This window comes from Candidatus Polarisedimenticolaceae bacterium, from assembly GCA_036275915.1.
In the GTDB taxonomy this organism is placed as follows: domain Bacteria; phylum Acidobacteriota; class Polarisedimenticolia; order Polarisedimenticolales; family DASRJG01; genus DASRJG01.
In genome coordinates this window covers 25017-42374 of the sequence record DASUCV010000023.1, presented here as the reverse complement: position 1 = coordinate 42374, position 17358 = coordinate 25017, and the positions used below count along the sequence as shown (strand labels likewise).

15 protein-coding genes are annotated in these 17358 nt (G+C 70.4%); 6 read left to right on the top strand and 9 right to left on the bottom strand.

Annotation, left to right across the window (positions count from 1 at the left end):
* Nucleotides 1-23: 23 nt before the first annotated feature.
* A complete protein-coding gene (locus tag VFV19_19180; GenBank protein HEX4826431.1) occupies nt 24-416 on the top strand; it encodes a hypothetical protein in 393 nt (130 codons plus the stop codon).
* 4 nt (nt 417-420) lie between these two features.
* On the opposite strand, the gene VFV19_19175 is transcribed toward VFV19_19180, so the two are convergent.
* The 3 genes from VFV19_19175 to VFV19_19165 are packed head-to-tail and all read right to left on the bottom strand — an operon-like array spanning nt 421 to nt 3938.
* Nucleotides 421-897: a GNAT family N-acetyltransferase gene (locus tag VFV19_19175; protein ID HEX4826430.1), complete on the bottom strand. Its 477-nt coding sequence runs from the start codon at nt 895-897 to the stop codon at nt 421-423.
* Entirely contained in the window at nt 894-2330 is a 1437-nt protein-coding gene (locus VFV19_19170) for an NAD(P)(+) transhydrogenase (Re/Si-specific) subunit beta (protein ID HEX4826429.1), read from the bottom strand. The genes VFV19_19175 and VFV19_19170 overlap by 4 nt, the downstream gene beginning before the upstream one ends.
* 3 nt (nt 2331-2333) lie before the next feature.
* Nucleotides 2334-3938, bottom strand: a complete 1605-nt coding sequence (locus tag VFV19_19165; GenBank protein HEX4826428.1) for a Re/Si-specific NAD(P)(+) transhydrogenase subunit alpha — start codon at nt 3936-3938, stop codon at nt 2334-2336.
* A gap of 104 nt (nt 3939-4042) precedes the next feature.
* Between VFV19_19165 and VFV19_19160 the strand changes: the two genes are divergently transcribed.
* Genes VFV19_19160 through VFV19_19140 form a run of 5 tightly spaced genes read left to right on the top strand, consistent with a single transcriptional unit; the run spans nt 4043 to nt 10082 of the window.
* Nucleotides 4043-4936 (top strand): TIGR01777 family oxidoreductase, encoded by an 894-nt coding sequence (locus VFV19_19160; protein HEX4826427.1) that lies wholly within the window; start codon nt 4043-4045, stop codon nt 4934-4936.
* Nucleotides 4933-6276, top strand: coding sequence for a pitrilysin family protein (locus VFV19_19155; GenBank protein ID HEX4826426.1), 1344 nt, complete (start codon nt 4933-4935; stop codon nt 6274-6276). The genes VFV19_19160 and VFV19_19155 overlap by 4 nt, the downstream gene beginning before the upstream one ends.
* Nucleotides 6252-7502: an insulinase family protein gene (locus VFV19_19150; GenBank protein HEX4826425.1), complete on the top strand. Its 1251-nt coding sequence runs from the start codon at nt 6252-6254 to the stop codon at nt 7500-7502. Before VFV19_19155 ends, VFV19_19150 begins: the two co-directional genes overlap by 25 nt.
* A 4-nt stretch (nt 7503-7506) precedes the next feature.
* A complete protein-coding gene (locus tag VFV19_19145; GenBank protein HEX4826424.1) occupies nt 7507-9552 on the top strand; it encodes a urocanate hydratase in 2046 nt (681 codons plus the stop codon).
* On the top strand, nt 9549-10082 hold the full coding sequence (locus tag VFV19_19140) for a superoxide dismutase family protein (protein HEX4826423.1): 534 nt from the start codon (nt 9549-9551) through the stop codon (nt 10080-10082). The genes VFV19_19145 and VFV19_19140 overlap by 4 nt, the downstream gene beginning before the upstream one ends.
* Here the strand turns inward: VFV19_19140 and VFV19_19135 are convergent.
* From VFV19_19135 to VFV19_19110, 6 genes are all read right to left on the bottom strand, one after another.
* Nucleotides 10069-10662 (bottom strand): sortase, encoded by a 594-nt coding sequence (locus tag VFV19_19135; protein HEX4826422.1) that lies wholly within the window; start codon nt 10660-10662, stop codon nt 10069-10071. The two genes, VFV19_19140 and VFV19_19135, sit on opposite strands and share 14 nt — an antisense overlap.
* On the bottom strand, nt 10659-12557 hold the full coding sequence (locus tag VFV19_19130) for a VIT domain-containing protein (protein HEX4826421.1): 1899 nt from the start codon (nt 12555-12557) through the stop codon (nt 10659-10661). The genes VFV19_19135 and VFV19_19130 overlap by 4 nt, the downstream gene beginning before the upstream one ends.
* A gap of 4 nt (nt 12558-12561) precedes the next feature.
* The gene (locus VFV19_19125; GenBank protein HEX4826420.1) at nt 12562-13434 is read right to left on the bottom strand and encodes a tetratricopeptide repeat protein; all 873 of its coding nucleotides are present in this window, start codon (nt 13432-13434) and stop codon (nt 12562-12564) included.
* A gap of 151 nt (nt 13435-13585) precedes the next feature.
* Entirely contained in the window at nt 13586-14944 is a 1359-nt protein-coding gene (locus VFV19_19120; GenBank protein ID HEX4826419.1) for a sigma-54 dependent transcriptional regulator, read from the bottom strand.
* 10 nt (nt 14945-14954) lie between these two features.
* Nucleotides 14955-16487, bottom strand: coding sequence for an ATP-binding protein (locus VFV19_19115; GenBank protein HEX4826418.1), 1533 nt, complete (start codon nt 16485-16487; stop codon nt 14955-14957).
* A complete protein-coding gene (locus tag VFV19_19110; protein ID HEX4826417.1) occupies nt 16484-17302 on the bottom strand; it encodes an SDR family oxidoreductase in 819 nt (272 codons plus the stop codon). The genes VFV19_19115 and VFV19_19110 overlap by 4 nt, the downstream gene beginning before the upstream one ends.
* Nucleotides 17303-17358: the final 56 nt, after the last annotated feature.

Sequence of the window (17358 nt, the reverse complement as noted above, 5' to 3'; positions counted from 1 at the left end):
CCGCAACCAGATACGTCGCCATCGTGGCCATGCTCGTCGCGCTCATTCCGAAGCTTCCTGCTTCACCGCTCCCGGAGTTCAAAGTGGGACAGTGTTGGGCTCTGAGGGCTGACCCTAAGTACCGCGGCGCAGAGCTCGTGGTGGTCAAGATCGACCCCGAACCGGTGCTCGGCGAGGTCATCTTCGTGGATATTGAGAACCTGCATGGCCAAGAGGAAAGCCCCTCGACGCTCAGCTTCATCCCTGTCTCGCGGAGCGCGCTGCGGATGAGCGTCGATCGCGTCACGAGACAGCTGCCGAACGCGCCCATCTACTTGGAGTCCCAGTACCGGCGGTGGAAGACCACCTACGTCGAGGGGAAGCGCTTCGTCGTGACGGAACCGCTCGAGGAGCTCCTCAAGAAAGCGTGGCCGTGATGCGCTACTCCGCCAACTCCTCGAGCGCCTCACCCGCCAACCGGAACACCGTCCACTCGCTCATCGGCTCCGCTCCCAGCTTCTTGTAGAAGCCGATCGCGGGCTCGTTCCAGTCGAGGACGGCCCATTCGAGGCGGCCGTAGCCGCGCTGGTGCGCGATGCGGGCCAGCGTGCGGAGGAGCGCGCGGCCGATGCCGTGGCCGCGGTAGGAGGGGCGCACGAAGAGGTCCTCGAGGTAGAGGCCCTGCTTGCCGAGGAAGGTCGAGTAGTTGGGGAAGAAGAGCGCGAAGCCGGCGGGCTCGCCGTTCCAGTGCGCGAGCACGACCTCGGCGCCGGGGTGGTCGCCGAAGAGCGTCTTGGCAAGGTCGTCCTCCGTCGCGACGACGACGTGGGCGAGCTTCTCGTACTCGGCCAGCTCCTTGATGAAGGCGAGGATCAGCGGGACGTCGCGCGGAGCGGCCGCAACGATCGTGAGGCTCAACTCTGGCCTTGCACCGCGGCGAGGAGCTTCGTCACGCTCTGCTTGGCGTCGCCGAAGAGCATGAGCGTGTTGTCGCGGTAGCAGAGGGGGTTGTCGATACCGGCGTAGCCGGCGGCGAGGCTGCGCTTGAGCATGACGACGCGGCCGGCCTTCCAGACCTGGAGGACCGGCATGCCGTAGATCGGGCTGCCGGGATCGTCCAAGGCCGCGGGGTTCACGATGTCGTTGGCGCCGATGACGAGCACGACGTCGGTCTCGGGAAGGTCCTCGTTGATCTCGTCCATCTCCTTGACGATGTCGTACGAGACACCGGCTTCGGCGAGGAGGACGTTCATGTGTCCCGGGAGGCGGCCTGCCACCGGGTGGATCGCGTAGCGGACGGTGACGCCCTTCTCGGCGAGCGCGTCCGAGATCTGGCGGACCGCGTGCTGCGCCTGGGCCACTGCCATGCCGTATCCGGGAACGATGACGACCGACTTGGAGCTGGTCAGCAGCTCGGCGACGTCCGGTACGTTGGTCTCATGAGCGGTGCCGCCGGTTCCGGCGGCGACGGCCGCTGCAGGCGCATGAACCTCGGCGCCGAAGCCGCCGAAGATGACGTTCCAGATCGAACGGTTCATCGCGACGCACATGATGTAGCTGAGGATCGCGCCCGAGGCGCCGACGAGCGCACCGGTGATGATCAGGAGGTCGTTCGAGAGCATGAAACCGGCGGCGGCCGCGGCCCACCCGGAGTAGCTGTTGAGCATCGACACGACGACGGGCATGTCGCCGCCGCCGATCGCCGCCACGAGGTGGATGCCGAGGAGGAGCGCGAGCGCGGTGATGCCGAGGAGCGGCATCATCGCCTTCGACGGATCGTGCGTCGTGAGCATCATCGCCGTCAGGAGGACGCAGCCGGTCACGAGCGCCAGGTTGAGGAGATGCCGGCCGGGGAGGAGGAGCGGCTTCCCGCCGATGCTGCCTCTGAGCTTGAGGAAGGCGACGATGGAGCCCGAGAACGTCACCGCGCCGACGAGGACGCCGATCGCGATCTCGAGCTCGTGCGCGGTCGCGACGGCGGCTTCGCCGCCGGCGCGCATCTTCGTGACGATGCCGACGAGGACGGCGGCGAGGCCGACGAAGCTGTGGAGGATCGCGACGAGCTCGGGCATCTGCGTCATCGCGACGCGCGCCGCGAGGACGGCGCCGATGACGCAGCCCACGCCGATCGCGGCGGCGAGGAGCGCAGCCGTGCTCGGTGAGGGGAGCGCAGGCGCGCCGCTTCCCGGGATGTAGAGCGCCATGAGCGTGACGACGACCGCGAGCAGCATCCCGATGCTGCCGAGCATGTTGCCGCGCCGGCTGCTCTCCGGCTGGCTGAGCCCCTTCAAGCTGAGGATGAAGAGGAAGCTGGCGACGATGTAGGCGACGTTCGGAAGCGTGGCGGTCATCGTCTACCTCCGGAACATCTTGAGCATGCGCGAGGTGACGAGGAACCCGCCCGCGATGTTGATGGAGGCGACGAGGACCGCGACCGCGGCGAGCAGGCTGCCGGTCCCGACCGTGGGGCCCGCCGTCAGCAGCATGCCGCCGATGACGATGATCCCGCTGATCGCGTTCGTGACCGACATGAGCGGCGTGTGGAGCGCGGGCGTCACATTCCAGACGACGTGCCATCCGACGACGCACGCGAGGAGGAAGACGGTGAGGTGGGGGATGAGATCGCCCGGTGCGTAGAGGCCGAGAAGCGCGAGCAGGACCGCCGCGACGAGGGCGAGGATGCGGCCCGCCCACGGCGAGCTGGGCTTCGCCGCCGCCGGGGCGTGCGCGGTCGCGGCGGGCGTGGCGGCCTTCGGCTGCGGTGCTGCGGCGCGGACCTCCTGCTTCGGCGGGGGCCAGAGCAGCTCGCCGCTCTTGAGGACGATCATCCCGCGCTGGACCTCATCGTGGAGGTCGATCTCGAAGCGCCCCTCGTGGGTCATGTCCTCGAGCAGGTTGACGATGTTGTTGGCGTAGAGCTCGCTCGCCTGGCGCGAGAGGCGGCTCGCGAGGTCGGTCGCGCCGATGATCGTGACGCCGTAGCGCTCGACGACGCGGTCGCGTTCCGTGAGGGCGCAGTTACCGCCCTGCTCGGCGGCGAGGTCCACGATGACCGATCCGGTCTTCATCGCGACGACGGCGCCCGAGGTGATGAGCTGAGGCGCCGGCTTTCCGGGGATGAGCGCGGTCGTGATCACGATGTCGGCGTCCTTCGCGTGACCGGCGAGGAACTCCTGCTCGGCGGCGAGGAAGGCGTCGCTCATCTGCTTCGCGTAGCCGCCTTCGCCCTCGCCCTTCTCCGACATCTGGAAGGTGATGAACTGGGCGCCGAGGCTCTCGACCTGCTCTCTCACCGCCTCGCGCGTGTCGAACGCCTTGACGATCGCGCCGAGCGACTTCGCCGTGCCGACCGCCGCGAGCCCGGCGACGCCTGCGCCGACGATGAGAACGGTCGCGGGGCGGATCCGCCCGGCTGCCGTGATCTGCCCGCCGAGGAAGCGGCCGTAGTACGAAGACGCCTCGATGACCGCGCGGTACCCGGCGACGTTCGCCATCGCGGAGAGCGCGTCGAGCTTCTGCGCGCGGCTGATGCGCGGCACGGCGTCCATCGCGAGGACGGTCGCCTTGCGGCGCGCGAGCTGCGCGACGAGGTCCTTGTTCTGCGCCGGCCAGATGAACGAGATGAGACCGACGCCTTCACGCAGGCGCTCGATTTCGTCCGGCTCGGGCGCGCGGACCTTGAGGATGAGATCGGCCTTCGCCCACACCGTCGACGCGTCGGGAACGACGGTCGCGCCGACTTCTTCGTAGGCCTGGTCGGTGAACGCGGACTCGACCCCCGCGCCGGTCTCGACGAGGACGTCGAAGCCGAGCTTGATGAGCCGCACGGCGGCGCGCGGCACGCAGGCGACGCGGCGCTCGCCCGGATGGCGCTCCTTCGGGACGCCGATCTTGAGGCGCGGTGTCGGGGCGGTGGATGTCGGAGCGGGCTTCGCCGCGGTCTCGACGGCATCGGGCACGAGCGGGCCTCCCTGCGATCGTATCGGCCGCGCATGGTAGACGATGCACCGCGGTCGCGGCCACGCGCGTCCCGGGGCAGCGCGGTTACGATATGTCGAGGAGGATGAGGAACTTGCGTGTGGCGCTCACAGGGGCCTCCGGACTGGTCGGGTCCGCTTTGGCCTCGTTCTTCGCCGCTCGCGGCGATGCCGTGGTCCGGCTCGTGCGCCGTCCCGCCGCCGGGGCGAACGAGGTCGCGTGGGATCCGGATGCGGGCCGGATCGACGGCGCGAAGCTCGAGCGGCTCGATGCGGTCGTCCATCTCGCCGGTGCGTCGATCGCGAAACGCTGGACCGCGCGGCGGCGCGCGGCGATCCTGAATTCGCGCGTCGAGGGGACGCGCCTCCTGGTGCGGACGCTGGCTTCGCTGACATCGAAGCCGGCGGTCTTCGTCTCGGCGTCGGCGATCGGTTACTACGGCGACAGCGCGGCACCGGTGGACGAGTCCTCGCCGCCGGGTGCGGGGTTTCTCGCGGAGGTCGTGCGCGCGTGGGAGGCGGAGACGGCGCCGGCGCCGGCTGCCGGGATCCGTACCGCCGTCACGCGCTTCGGCATCATCCTGGCGGAAGAGGGCGGCGCGCTCGCCAAGATGCTCCCCGCGTTCCGGCTCGGCCTCGGCGGCCCGATCGGAAGCGGTCGCCAGGGCTTCTCGTGGATCGAGCTCGACGACATCGTGCGCGCGATCGATCACGTCGTCGGCGATGCGGCGATTGCGGGCCCGGTCAACCTCGTGGCGCCGGAGCCCGTGCCGCAGCGTGTCTTCGCCGAGGCGCTCGGCCGTGCCCTTCATCGCCCCGCGCGCCTGCCGCTCCCGGCCGCCGCCGTGCGTATCCTCTTCGGCGCGATGGGAGAGGAGACGCTTCTCGGCGGCGCATTCGTGAGGCCCGCCGTGCTCCTGCGCAGCGGCTTCGTCTGGAACGCGCCGCGCCTCGACGCGGCCCTCGCGGGGCTGCGATGATCGGAGCCCTTCTCCTCGCGGCGGCCGCCGCGGCGGCCCCGAGGCTCCATCCGGTCGAGACGACCCTCGAAAACGGCCTCGTCGTCACGATCGTTCCCGATCCGACTATGCCACTCGTCGCGACGCAGGTCTGGTACCACGTCGGCGCGGCGAACGAGGGGAAGGCGGAGCGCGGTCTCGCGCACCTCTTCGAGCACCTCATGTTCGGCGCGACCGCGACCTACGCGCGCGGCGACTACTCGCGCTTCGTCGCGTCGGTCGGCGGCGACGAGAACGCGTACACGACTCCGGACGAAACGGTCTACGTCGCCGAGGTGCCGCCCGCCGCCTTTGCCGAGGTGTTGAAGCGCGAGGCCGACCGGATGCGCGGGCTCGTCCTCTCGCAGGCGAACCTCGACAACGAGAAGCGGATCGTCGTCGAGGAGCTGCGCCTGCGCACCGAGAACGATCCCGTGGCGCGCCTGCTCGTCAAGGCGCAGGAAGCGCTCCTCGGCGATCACCCCTACGCCTACGATCCCTCCGGATCGAAAGAAGACGTGCAGGCCGCGACCGTCGACACCTGCCGCGCCTTCTACGATCGCTATTACCACCCGAACCACGCGCAGGTCGTCGTCGCCGGCCCTGTCGACGCCGCCGCGGCGCTCGAGACGATCCGCGCGGCGTTCGGTCCGCTGCCGGCCGGAGGTGCCGCCCCCGACGAAATCCCCGAGCTGCTCCATCACAAGTTCCCGAGCGCGCTCGACCTCAAGGAGGACATCCCCCCGGTCGAGGTCGCGCTCGTCGGCGTCCCGCTCCCCGCGGCCGACGCTCCCGACGCGCCCGCGGTCGAGGTCCTCGTCGCGATGCTGACCGGCCTCGCCGTCGATCCCGTCCGTGACGAGATCGTCTCGCAGCGCAAGAAGGCGCTCGAGGCGGGGATCCAGAGCCTCGCGCTCCGGCGCGGCGGAGGCCTCGTCTTCTTCTCCGCGAGCCTGCCGTACCGGCGGAAGAAGACCGCAGAGCGGCTCCTCGACGACGCCGTCGCGAAGCTCGGCAAGCTCGCGTGGCTCGACGAGGGGACGCTCCGAGCGGCGAAGGCGAAGCTCCTCCTCGCGCGCGCCCGCGACGGTTACCGTGCCGAGAACGTCGCGCAGGAAGCCGGGCAGGCGCTCTGGTGGGAGGGATCGACCGCGCGCGCCTTCGATCGCAGCGCCCGTCTCGAAGCGGTCTCGCGCGAGGACGTCGCCGCTGCATGGCGGCGGTACGTCGAGAGCGCTCCCAAGATCCGCGTCTACGTGAAGCCCGAGCACGTTCCCGTTCTCGTGAGGATGTTCGGATGGCTCTACCCGCTCTTCTCCTAGCGGCGGCGCTCGCGCCGTTCACGCTCGGTGACGGCACCGAGGGGGTCCTCGTCGAGGACCATCGCGAGCCGGTCGTCACGATCGTCGTCGAGCTGCCGGCGGGACGCTTCTCGCCGTGGGCGGCGAAGCACCACGCGGTCGAGGCGTTCGAGCTCATGGACCGCGACCCGCAGCGCGCGCTCGGGAGGAGGGCCGACGCGCTCGCGGTCGCCCTCTCGCTCGACGTCGGCGCCCGCGCATCGACGCTGCGGGTGACCTGCCTCAAGGCGAACCTCGACCAGGCGGTCGCGCTCGTCCGCGATGTGCTCGCGAACCCGTCCTACGACAAGGACGAGCTGGTGCGCGCGAAACGCGAGCAGGAGATCCTCTGGCGCGGGCGCACGACCGACGTCGGCTTCCGCGTCCGCCAGGCGGCGGCCCGCGCTCTCTACGCCGAGGGGGATCCACGATTGATCCCCTACGAGAAGCCGCAGGCGATCGAGACCGATCCCGCCGCGCTCGCGCAGACGCGCGATGCGCTCCTGCGCCTTCCCGGCCGGATCGTCGGCGTCGCCGGCGACGTCACGGCCGAGGAGGCGTTACGCCTCGCCGCCGGTCTTCTTCCACCTCCCGTTCACGAGGCGCCGGAGGATCTCGCGCCGCGTTATCTCCCACTGCGCGAGGCGCCGCCGGCGGCCTCGAGCGACGTCAAGGTGCGCCGTCTCACGCAGGTCTACTTCCTCGACGCGAGGGACTCGATCCCCTGGGACGATGTACGACGGGCCGCGTTCCGCATCGCCGACCACGTCCTGGCCGGCCACTTCTACGCGCGCCTGTGGGTCGCACTTCGCCACGAGGCCGGAGACACCTACGGCGTCGCCACGGTCGACGAAGGCGGCCCGAAGACCGGCCTCTACGGCGCCGCCACGTACACGCGCGTCGCGAACTCCGCCGCGATCGAGGCGAAGCTCCGTGCCGCGATGGAGAAATTCGCGAAGGAGGGGATCACCGAGGCGGAGCGCGCCGACGCCGCCGGCTACCTCCTCGGCCACCGCGCCTTCGACCGGCAGGCGCCGGAGCAGATCCTGTCGCGCTTCCTGAGCGAGCGGCGGGCGGGCCTCGCCCCCGGCGCCCTGGACGCGATCGACGATCGCGCCGCGGCGCTCCCGCTCGACGAGGTCAACGCGTTCATCCGCGCGTACTATGACCCGGCCAAGTTCACGATGATCCGTGCCGTGCCGGAGTAGCGCTATGATCGAGGGAATGGGCACGGGAACCGCGCGCTCTTTCGCCGAGCAGGTCGCCCTGGGAATTCCGGACGATCTTCCCGAGCGGCCGCACGACGACCCGGCGGTCAACCGCGCGCCGCGTCGCAAACAGGTGCTCACCGCCCCCGAGAAGCGCCTCGCGCTCGCGAACGCGCTCCGCTACCTGCCGCGCCGCCTCCACGCCGCGGCGGCTCCCGAGCTCGCGGCCGAGCTTCGGGAAGACGGCCGCATCACGATGCGCCGCTGGCGGCCGCACTACGCGATGCACGCGCGCCCGATCGACGCTTATCCGGCGAAGAGCCGTCAGGCGGCGGCGATCATGCTCATGGTGCAGAACAACCTCGACCCGGCGGTCGCGCAGCACCCGTACGAGCTCATCACCTACGGTGGCAACGGCGCCGTCTTCCAGAACTGGGCGCAGTATCGCCTCGCGATGAAGTACCTGTCGGAGATGACCGACGAGCAGACGCTCGTCCTCTACTCGGGCCACCCGCTCGGCCTCTTCCCGTCGCATCCGGAGGCGCCGCGCGTCGTCGTCACGAACGGGATGGTGATCCCCAACCACTCGCGCCCGGAGGACTACGAGCGCTTGAACGCGCTCGGCGTGACGAGCTACGGGCAGATGACCGCCGGAAGCTTCATGTACATCGGGCCGCAGGGGATCGTCCACGGCACGACGATCACGCTCCTCAACGCAGGGCGGAAGTACCTCGGTACCGGCGAGGCCGGCCTCGCGGGTCGAACGTACGTGACGTCGGGCCTCGGCGGGATGAGCGGCGCGCAGGCGAAGGCGGCGGTCATCGCCGGTGCGGTCGGCGTCGTCGCCGAGGTGAACCCGAAGGCCGTGAAGATCCGCCACGACCAGGGCTGGGTCATGGAGGTCGAGCGCGATCTCGACACGCTCCTCAAGCGCGTCGAGAAGGCGAGACGTGCCAAGGAAGCCGTCTCGATCGCCTACGTTGGCAACGTCGTCGATCTCTGGGAGCGTCTCGTCAAGGAGAACGTCGCGGTCGACCTCGGCTCGGACCAGACATCGCTCCACAATCCTCTCGGCGGCGGTTACTACCCGGCCGGGATGAGCTTCGACGACGCGCAGGAGCTGATGCGTACGGATGCTCCGGCGTTCGAGCGCGCGGTCAAGGCGTCGCTCGTCCGCCACGTCGATGCGGTGAACGCGCTCGCCCAGCGCGGCATGCGCTTCTGGGACTACGGCAACGCGTTTCTCCTGGAGGCGTCGCGCGCTGGCGCGGCGGTCACGAAGGCCGACGGCAGCTTCGTCTACCCGAGTTACGTGGAAGACATCATGGGACCGATGTGCTTCGACTACGGCTTCGGCCCATTCCGCTGGATCTGCACGAGCGGGAACGAGAACGACCTCGCCACGACCGACGCGATCGCCGCGGAAGTCTTGTCGGCGATGGCGGCCGAGGCACCGCCGGAGATCCGCCAGCAAACGCTCGACAACCTTCGCTGGATCAAGCAGGCCGCGGAGAATCGCCTCGTCGTCGGAAGCCAGGCGCGCATCCTCTACGCCGACGCTGAAGGACGGCGGCGCCTCGCCGTTGCCTTCAACGATGCCGTCGGTAAGGGCCGCGTGAAGGCACCCGTCGTCCTCGGCCGCGACCATCACGACGTCTCGGGAACCGACTCGCCGTACCGCGAGACCGCCGACATCCGCGATGGATCGAATCTCACGGCGGACATGGCGGTCCACAACGTCATCGGCGACGCGTTCCGCGGCGCGACGTGGGTCTCACTCCACAACGGCGGCGGCGTCGGGTGGGGCGAGGTCGTCAACGGCGGCTTCGGAATGGTGCTCGATGGAACGCCGCAGGCGAAACGCCGCATCGAGAGCATGGTCCCGTGGGACGTCAACAACGGGATCGCGCGCCGCGCGTGGGCGCGCCACGACGGAGCCGAATCCACGATCCGCCGCGCGATGGCGGACGATCCGCGCTTGAAGGTCACGATGCCCGAGCACGCCGACGACACGATCGTCGATGCGGCGCTCCGAGGAGACACTCCATGAAGACTCTCGTCACGTCGATGGTCGTCGCGCTCGTCCTCTCCGGAAGCGCGGCGCTCGCCAAGGAGAAGCACCACGAAGGCGGGAAGGCCGATGCCACCGCGAAACTCGAATCGAAGAGCGACTCGAAGGCGATGGGAACGGTGACCTTCAAGTCCGAGGGCGGCAAGGTCCACATGAAGGTCGAGATGACCGGCCTCACGCCCGGCGAGCACGCAATCCACATCCACGAGAAGGGGGACTGCTCGGCGCCCGACGCGTCTTCGGCCGGCGGCCACTGGAACCCGACGACCGAGAACCACGGCAAGTGGGGGACGGCGCCGTTCCATCACGGCGACATCGGCAACCTCACCGCCGACGCGAGCGGCAAGGCGACGCTCACCTTCTCGACCGACCTCTGGACGATCGGCGACGGAAAGCCGTCCGACATCGTCGGCAAGGCGGTCGTCGTCCACCTGAAGGAAGACGACTTCAAGACGCAGCCCTCCGGGAATGCGGGTGGGCGCGTCGCCTGCGGGGTCATCTCGAAGTAAGAGGGGACAGCTTCCGAAACTCCGCAGTGCGAGTTTCGGAAGCTGTCCCCTCTGGCTCGCAGTGAACGACGTACCGCCACGGTGAGTGCAGCAGCCCATCGAACGGCCAGCAAGTGACGAGCGAGAGACCGTCGCCGCGAAGCGCAGTGTCGTAGCGCACAATCTCGGCACCGACGACGTGATAACGCACCTGCCGCTCGTGCGACGTCACCGTCAGCTCATCCCCAACCTTTACGTCTTCGAGGAACGCCGCCCACGAGTCGCGATGGCCGGCGACGATCGAGAGTCCCGTGCCGCTGACACGTCCGAGGCCGAAGGCGAGCGCCGAGCCGCTCGCGTTCGAGAGGATCGGACGCGACACGCCGAGGCGCGGAACGTCGAGCCGCGCGACCGGGACCATGTCGGCCCACGACCACGGCTTCCGAGGCACGCCGTCCTCGAGCGTCGCGTCGAGGGCGCGGCCGATGAGGACCTCACCGACCGCGCCCTTCGCGTGAACCCATCCGGCTCGCGCCAACAGGAATCCGCCGGGAAGCAGCAAGAGGATCCCGACGATCGCGGCGCGCGCCGGGCGCCTCACGAGCGGGCGCTCCGCAGAATGATGGCCCCTGCTGCGGTCGCGACGAGACCGATGAGGAGGAGCAGCGGCTCGAGCGTGCCGCCCTGCGGCAGCAGGCCGTCCTCATCGGGAGTCGAATCCTGGTGCGCCTCGTCGGCGACGACGACGAAGCTCGTGTAAGGCGAGAGGATCGTGAATCGCTTCGAGAGCGCGATGACGTCCGCCTTGACCGTCGCCGGGTCGGCGCCATGCATGCGCGCGCACTCGAGCGACGCGATCTTCGCCCGCGCCCAGCGGGTCGCGATCCCCGCGCCCTCGACGGCGGGATGCAGCGCGACTTCCATCGTGACCGGACCCTTGGGCGCGCGGCCCCAGACGCGCAGTTTGGGGAGAGGCTTCGAAGGATCGAGCTTCGCCGTCACGACGAGCGGCCGGCCGAGGTAGAGGTCGGGCACGGGGGTCGGCGAGGACTCGAGCGGCGTGGCGCCCTCCCACTCGACGGCGACGTCGGTGAGCACCGCCCGCTCCGTGCGTGCGAGGAGCGCGAGCGTCTTGTCGCGCACCTCTTCACGTGAGCCGACGGACTCGAACGTGCCGCGCCCCGCGCCCGCGAGCTCCTTCATGAGCCAGCGGTTCGGCGCGGGACCGATCCCGATGATGTGGAGGCGCGTGCCGCCGAGATGGCTCTCGACCTCGGTCATCGCCTGCTCCTCGTTCTCCACCGCGCCGTCGGTCATGAGGACGACGCGGCGCAAGGACGCGGGGTCGCCGTTCTCGGAGAGCGCCAAGGCGTGGATGAGCGCCGGCACGATCTCGGTGCCGCTGCCGGCCTCGAGGGTGTCGACCCACCGTTTCGCCTTGGCGATCTCGAACGGCGACGCGGGGAGGAACCGCTCGGAGTACGCCTCGTTCTCGCTGTCGAACTTGATCAGCGTGAACGTGTCGCCGGGGCGGAGACGGTCGAGGGCGACGGCAAGGGCCGCCTTCGCCTGCTCGATCGAGGGGCCGGCCATCGATCCCGAGACGTCGACGACGAAGACGGTCTGCGTCGGCAGGCCGCCGGGCGCGCGGTCGTCGATCGAGGGCGGGACGACGAGCGCCAGCGCGTAGAGTCCGTCGTCGCGCTTCTCGACGAGCCCGCCGGCGATCGGGTCCTGTCCGGTCCTCGGCCGCCAGCGGAGGACGAAGTCGCGGTCACTCGCGATTCCCGAACCGGCCGCCTTGACCTCGATCGTAGCGCCGCGCGTCGCGGTCTCGATCGTGTGCGAAGGCGAGCGCAGCGTGTCGACCGCGACCCCTGCGTCGAGGCGCGCGGCGATCGAGAGCGATGCGGGCGGTGCTCCACTTTCAGCCGGTTCCATCCCCCCGGGCGCATAGCGCGCGGTGATCGTCGTCGGGAAGACGGTCTCGAACCAGCCGTCGGTGAACGACGCTTCGTCGATCGTGCCCAGCTCGACCGCGACCTCTCCGTGCGGCGGGACGTTCGCGACGCTGGTGCGGAAGACGTTCGGCCGGTGCTGCTCGATGAGGCCGGCGCCCTGACCGGCCGCCTTCGCCTGCTCGAACGTCTTCTTCGCCTCTTCCTTCTCCTGGATCTCGCCCTTGTAGCGGCGGCCGCCGACGACGAGCGTGACCGCGTCGACCGCGGCGCCCTCGGGCAGCGGGAAGACGTAGACGGCATCGAGGGTCTCGGCGGTCGGGTTCTGGAAGGTCTGGCGGAGGTGGCCGCGGACGATCGGGCCGGAGACGTCGAGCGCGACTTCCATGCGCGCGAGCGGCATCGGGACGAGCTGCCCATTCAACTTCGCGAGGAGCGCGCCGGTGCCGGGCTCGTCGTCCTGTTGCGCTTGCGCGGCCGCCCCGGTGGCGAGCACCGAGGCGGCCGCGAGGATCGCGAGGGTCATGCGGGGCCGCACGGCGTCACTTCTCGGCGGCCGGGTTGCCGGCCGCCTGGAGCACCGCGTTCGAATCGGTCGTGTCCTTTGCACCGAGGCGCACGAGCGACTTCATTCCCTTACCGCCCATGTCGCCGGCATCGACGGCGGCCTGGTACTCGAGCTTGGCTTCGTCCATGCGGCCGGTGCGCTCGTAGGCGACGCCGAGGTTGTTGCGGACGTAGGCGACGTGCGGCAGGCGCGCCTTCGCGACCTCGAGCGGCGCGACCGCGTCCTGCGGGCGGCCGATCTGGATCAGGAGAAGGCCGAGCGAGTTCGCCACATAACCGTTGTCCGCATCGAGGTCGTGCGCGGTCTTCAGGGCTTCGAGCGCCTCGTCGCGGCGACCGAGCTCCATGAGCGCGCGGCCCTTCTGGTGGAGGGCGTCGGCCGAGGTCGGATCGATGCCGAGCGCCTTCTCGGCGGCGTCGAGCGCGCCCGAGCGGTCACTCCGCTCGTTGCGGACGCGCGCGAGGTTGATCCAGCCCTTGAGGCTCGACGGATTCTTCGTGACGGAAGCGACGAGCGCCGTCTCGGCACCGGCGAGATCGCCCGACTTGAAGCGCGCGAGGCCGAGGAGGTAGCTGCGGTACGGGTCGCCGTGGCCGTCGGCGGCGACGGTGAGCGACGTCGCGGCGCCGGTGAAGTCGCCGCTCTCGTAGCGGGTCACGCCGTCCTTCCACGCGGTCTTCGGGTCGATCGTGGGGGTCGATGGTGTGAACGGCAGCTGCGTGGTCGTGAGCGAGGCCGGAACCGCGACGCCCGGCAGATCGATCTTCGGGGGCGTCGACTTGTCTTGACTCCCGCAAGCGGAGAGGACGAGGCATCCGGTGATGATCGATCCGAGCGCGGCTCTCATGACGTCCTTCTTTCGGCCCGGGGAATCTCCGTCGGGAGGCCGGGCTGCCGGGGTACATGGCGAAGGACGTGCCATGGAAAGAGCGCGGAGTGACTGAGGAATCAGATCGCGAGGACAGGTGGATGTGGTGGGCGGGACACGCGCGCCGTGTCTAGTCCTCGACGCGCTTCTCGATGCCGAGCGCCTTGAGCTTCTTGTAGAGGTGGCTGCGCTCGAGGCCGAGGTCGTCGGCGGTCTTCGTCATCCGCCAGTGGTTCTTCTCGAGCGCGGCGAGGACGATCGCGCGCTCGTGGCGGACGAGCTGGTCGGCGAGGCGGCCGCCCTCGGCCGTGGGCGCCGTGTCGGTGACGACGTGCGCGACCGGCAGCTCGAGGTCGTCCTCGCGGACGACGTCGTCTTGCACGAGGATCGCGGCGCGCTCCATGACGTTCTTCAGCTCGCGGACGTTTCCGGGCCACGCGTGGCGGGTCAGCGCGGCCTCGGCCGGCGCGTCGAGGCGCTTCGCGCGAACGCGGTTGTCGCGGCACGCGGCGGCGAGGAAGCGCGCCGCCAGGGGAACGATGTCGGCGGACCGCGCGCGCAGGGGCGGCAAGGGCACCGGCACGACGGCGAGACGGTAATAGAGATCGCGCCGGAAGCGGCCGGCCTCGACTTCCTTCGCGAGGTCCCGGTTCGTCGCGGCCACGACGCGCACGTCGACGCGCTCGGGGGCGCGCCCGCCGATCGTCTCGACGTCGCCGGTTTCGAGCGAGCGCAGGAGCTTCGGCTGAAGCTGAATCGGCGTCTCGCCGATCTCGTCCAGGAAGAGCGTGCCGCCGTCGGCCTGCTGGAACTTCCCGCGGCGTGCTTCGGTGGCGCCGGTGAAGGCGCCCTTCATGTGGCCGTACAGCTCGCTCTCGAACAGGGTTTCCGGGATTGCCGCGCAGTTGAGGACGACGAAAGGCTTGCGCGCCCGCGGGCTGCCGGCGTGGATCGCGCGCGCGGCCAGCTCCTTCCCCGTCCCGTTCTCGCCGAGCAGGAGGACCGTGGCCGCGGTCGGCGCGACGCGCGCGAGCGTCTGGCGGAGGGCGCGCGTCGCCTCGGCGTCGCCCAAGATCTCGCCCGTTGTCCCGGTCGCCTCGGTGAGCCGGCGGTTCTCGGTCTCGAGGCGGCCGCGGTCGAGCGCGTTCCCGATCGCGACCAGGATCCTCTCGACCGAAGGCGGCTTCTCGATGAAGTCGAAGGCGCCGAGCTTGACCGCGCACACCGCCCGCTCGATCGATCCGTGGGCCGTGAGGACGATCGCCGGAACAGCGAGACCACGCTCCCGCATCGCTGCGAGCACACCGAGGCCGTCGAGCTTCGGCATCTGCACGTCGAGGAGGACGAGATCGATCTCGCCCTGCTCGAGGGCTTCGAGCGCCAGGGCGCCGTCACCGGCCTCCGACGTGCGGTAGCCCTCGAGCCGGAGCGCGCGCGCGAGCGTCGCCCGGATGTTCTTCTCGTCGTCGGCGATGAGCACGTGAGGCATCGGCGGAATCCTACGCGCGATCGGCGGGAAGGAGGATCGTGATCGCGGCGCCGCGCCCGGGGGCGCCCTCGGCGCGGATCGTCCCTCCGTGATCGGTGACGATGCGATACGCGATCGCCATCCCGAGCCCGGTTCCCCCGTGGTCGCCACGGGTCGTGAAGTAGGGCTCGAAGACGCGCCGCAGCGCCTCGGCGTCGAATCCCGAGCCGGTGTCGCGGAATTCGATGGCGAGATCGGATCCGGTCCGGCGCATCGCGACCGCAAGCTCGCGGCGGCTCGACCGCTCCATCGCGTCGAGCGCGTTCGCCACGACGTTCTTGAAGACGCGCCCGAGCTGCTCCACGTCGGCGTGGATCGTCTTGGGGGCGTCGTCGGCCTGGACGGAGAGGTGCACGCCCATCGACTCGATCCGCCCCGAGAAGAGCACGAGCGTCTGCTCCAGGACCGCCTTGGGATCGCACGGACCGATTCGCGGCTGCGGGAGGCGCGCGAACTGCGCGAACTCGTCGACGAGAGTCTTGAGCGCCCCGACCTCCTCGAGGATCGTCGCGGTCTCCTCCTCGAGCGCGCGGTCGAACGTCTCCGGCGACTTCTCCCGGACGCGCCTCAGGTTCTCGACCGCGAGCTGGATCGGGGAGAGCGGGTTCTTGATCTCGTGCGCCAGGCGCCGCGCGATCTCCTCCCACGCGGCGGCGCGCTCGGCGGCGAGGCGCTGCCGCTCGCTCGCCGAGAGCGCGTCGAGCATCTGGTCGAACGCGAGCGTGAGGCGGCGCGTTTCGTCCTGCTCTGGAAGGAGCGTGATCGGCCGCGACCGCTCCTCCGAGATCTTCTCCGCGCGGACCGCGAGCCGCCGGATCGGGCTCGCGATCCGTGAAGCCAGGAGCGCGCCGACCAGGAGGGCGAGGATGACCGCGATCGACGCGACGCCGGCGAACGAGCCGAGGAGGTCGCGGCGCAGGCTCTTCGCGTCCGCGGGGACGACCGTGAGGCAGAGCGCGTGTCCCCGGTCGATCGGAACCGCGACCTCGTCGCCGGTGCAGGTCGCGGCGAAGCGGGCGCCGGCGTCGGCCAGCTCGCCGGCCTTCGCGGCGAAATCGTCGCCGAGGCTGCGGGAGACGACGAGCGTGAGGGTCTCGTGCTCGGTCTTCACCGGACGGCGCTCGATGAGGACGAGCGTCTCCACGGTCCCCGCCTCGGCGAGCGTGACGTCCGCGTCTCCCAGGATCGAGACCGCGGTGAATCCATGCCGCTCGGCGAGGCGCACGGCGACCGGCTTCGCGATCGCCTCGGGCCCGCGCACGAGCGCCGCCAGGTCTTCGGGTTCGGCGCCGAGCTCGCGCGCGGCCCGGTCGGCCTCGGTCGCGAGCGAGCGCCGCTCGTCGTTCAGGAGCACCGCCGCCAGCTTGAGCGCGCGGTCGCGCCGGTGCGCGGTCTCCTCGTCGGCCCGCTTCCTGGATTGCGCGAGCGGAACCGCGATGACGACCGCCATCGGGACGAGCGCCGCCACCACGAGTGCGCCGACGATGCGCGTCTGCAGGGTCAACGCCGGCGCCTCACGGAAGGGACCGGCTCGTCGTCGCCGAGGATGCCGCGCCCGAGCCACGCGCCGCCGTCCATCGTCAAGCATTCTCCGGTCACGTACGACGCGGCGTCCGAGACGAGCCAGGCGGCGGCCTCGGCGACCTCCTCTCGCGTCGCGAAGCGCTTCAGGGGAATCGAGCGCTTCACGCGCTCCTCCAGCTCGGACGAGGGCCAGAGGCGGTCGGCCGCGCCCTTCGACTCGAACGGGCCCGGTGCGATCGCGACGACACGGATCCCGTGACGCGCCCACTCGACGGCCAGCGTGCGCGTCATCGCGAGCACCCCCGCCTTCGCGCAGGCGGAGTGGATCGTTCCGGGGCCCCCGGTCCACGCGTAGGTGGCGACGACGTTGAGAACGACTCCCCGCCGGCCGCGCGCGATCATCGACCGCCCGGCGGCGCGCGTGGCGTTGAACGTCCCGTTGAGGACGATGTCGACGACGTTCGCGAACGCCTTCTCGGGGAGCGCCTCGGCGGGGCGCACGAAGTTGCCGGCCGCGTTGTTGACGAGGATGTCGATCCCGCCCTCCGTCTCGTCGACCTCGCGGACGAGGCGGCGGACCGCGTGGGCATCGCGCACGTCGCAGACGTGGGCGGCGACCTTCGCCCCGGCCGCGGCCAGCACCCGCCGCCCTTCCTCGAGATGCTCCGGAGAGCGGCTCGCGATCACGGCCGCCGCGCCGCGCCGGGCGAGGGAGGACGCCACCGCCAGACCGAGGCCGGTGCCACCTCCTGTGATCAGGGCGACCCGGCCGTGAAGCGAAAGTGCGTCGGACATGGATTTCTCCTGGGACCGCATCCTACCCGCGGGATCGACTTTTCCGGGGGCCGTGC

Bases quoted from the DNA above. Each gene is read 5' to 3' on its own strand.
- VFV19_19160 (HEX4826427.1), top strand. From the start codon at position 4,043: ATGAGGAACTTGCGTGTGGCGCTCACAGGGGCCTCCGGACTGGTCGGG.
- VFV19_19170 (HEX4826429.1), bottom strand. From the start codon at position 2,330: ATGACCGCCACGCTTCCGAACGTCGCCTACATCGTCGCCAGCTTCCTC.
- VFV19_19150 (HEX4826425.1), top strand. From the start codon at position 6,252: ATGGCTCTACCCGCTCTTCTCCTAGCGGCGGCGCTCGCGCCGTTCACG.
- VFV19_19155 (HEX4826426.1), top strand. From the start codon at position 4,933: ATGATCGGAGCCCTTCTCCTCGCGGCGGCCGCCGCGGCGGCCCCGAGG.
- VFV19_19110 (HEX4826417.1), bottom strand. From the start codon at position 17,302: ATGTCCGACGCACTTTCGCTTCACGGCCGGGTCGCCCTGATCACAGGA.
- VFV19_19120 (HEX4826419.1), bottom strand. From the start codon at position 14,944: ATGCCTCACGTGCTCATCGCCGACGACGAGAAGAACATCCGGGCGACG.
- VFV19_19125 (HEX4826420.1), bottom strand. From the start codon at position 13,434: ATGAGAGCCGCGCTCGGATCGATCATCACCGGATGCCTCGTCCTCTCC.
- VFV19_19140 (HEX4826423.1), top strand. From the start codon at position 9,549: ATGAAGACTCTCGTCACGTCGATGGTCGTCGCGCTCGTCCTCTCCGGA.
- VFV19_19145 (HEX4826424.1), top strand. From the start codon at position 7,507: ATGATCGAGGGAATGGGCACGGGAACCGCGCGCTCTTTCGCCGAGCAG.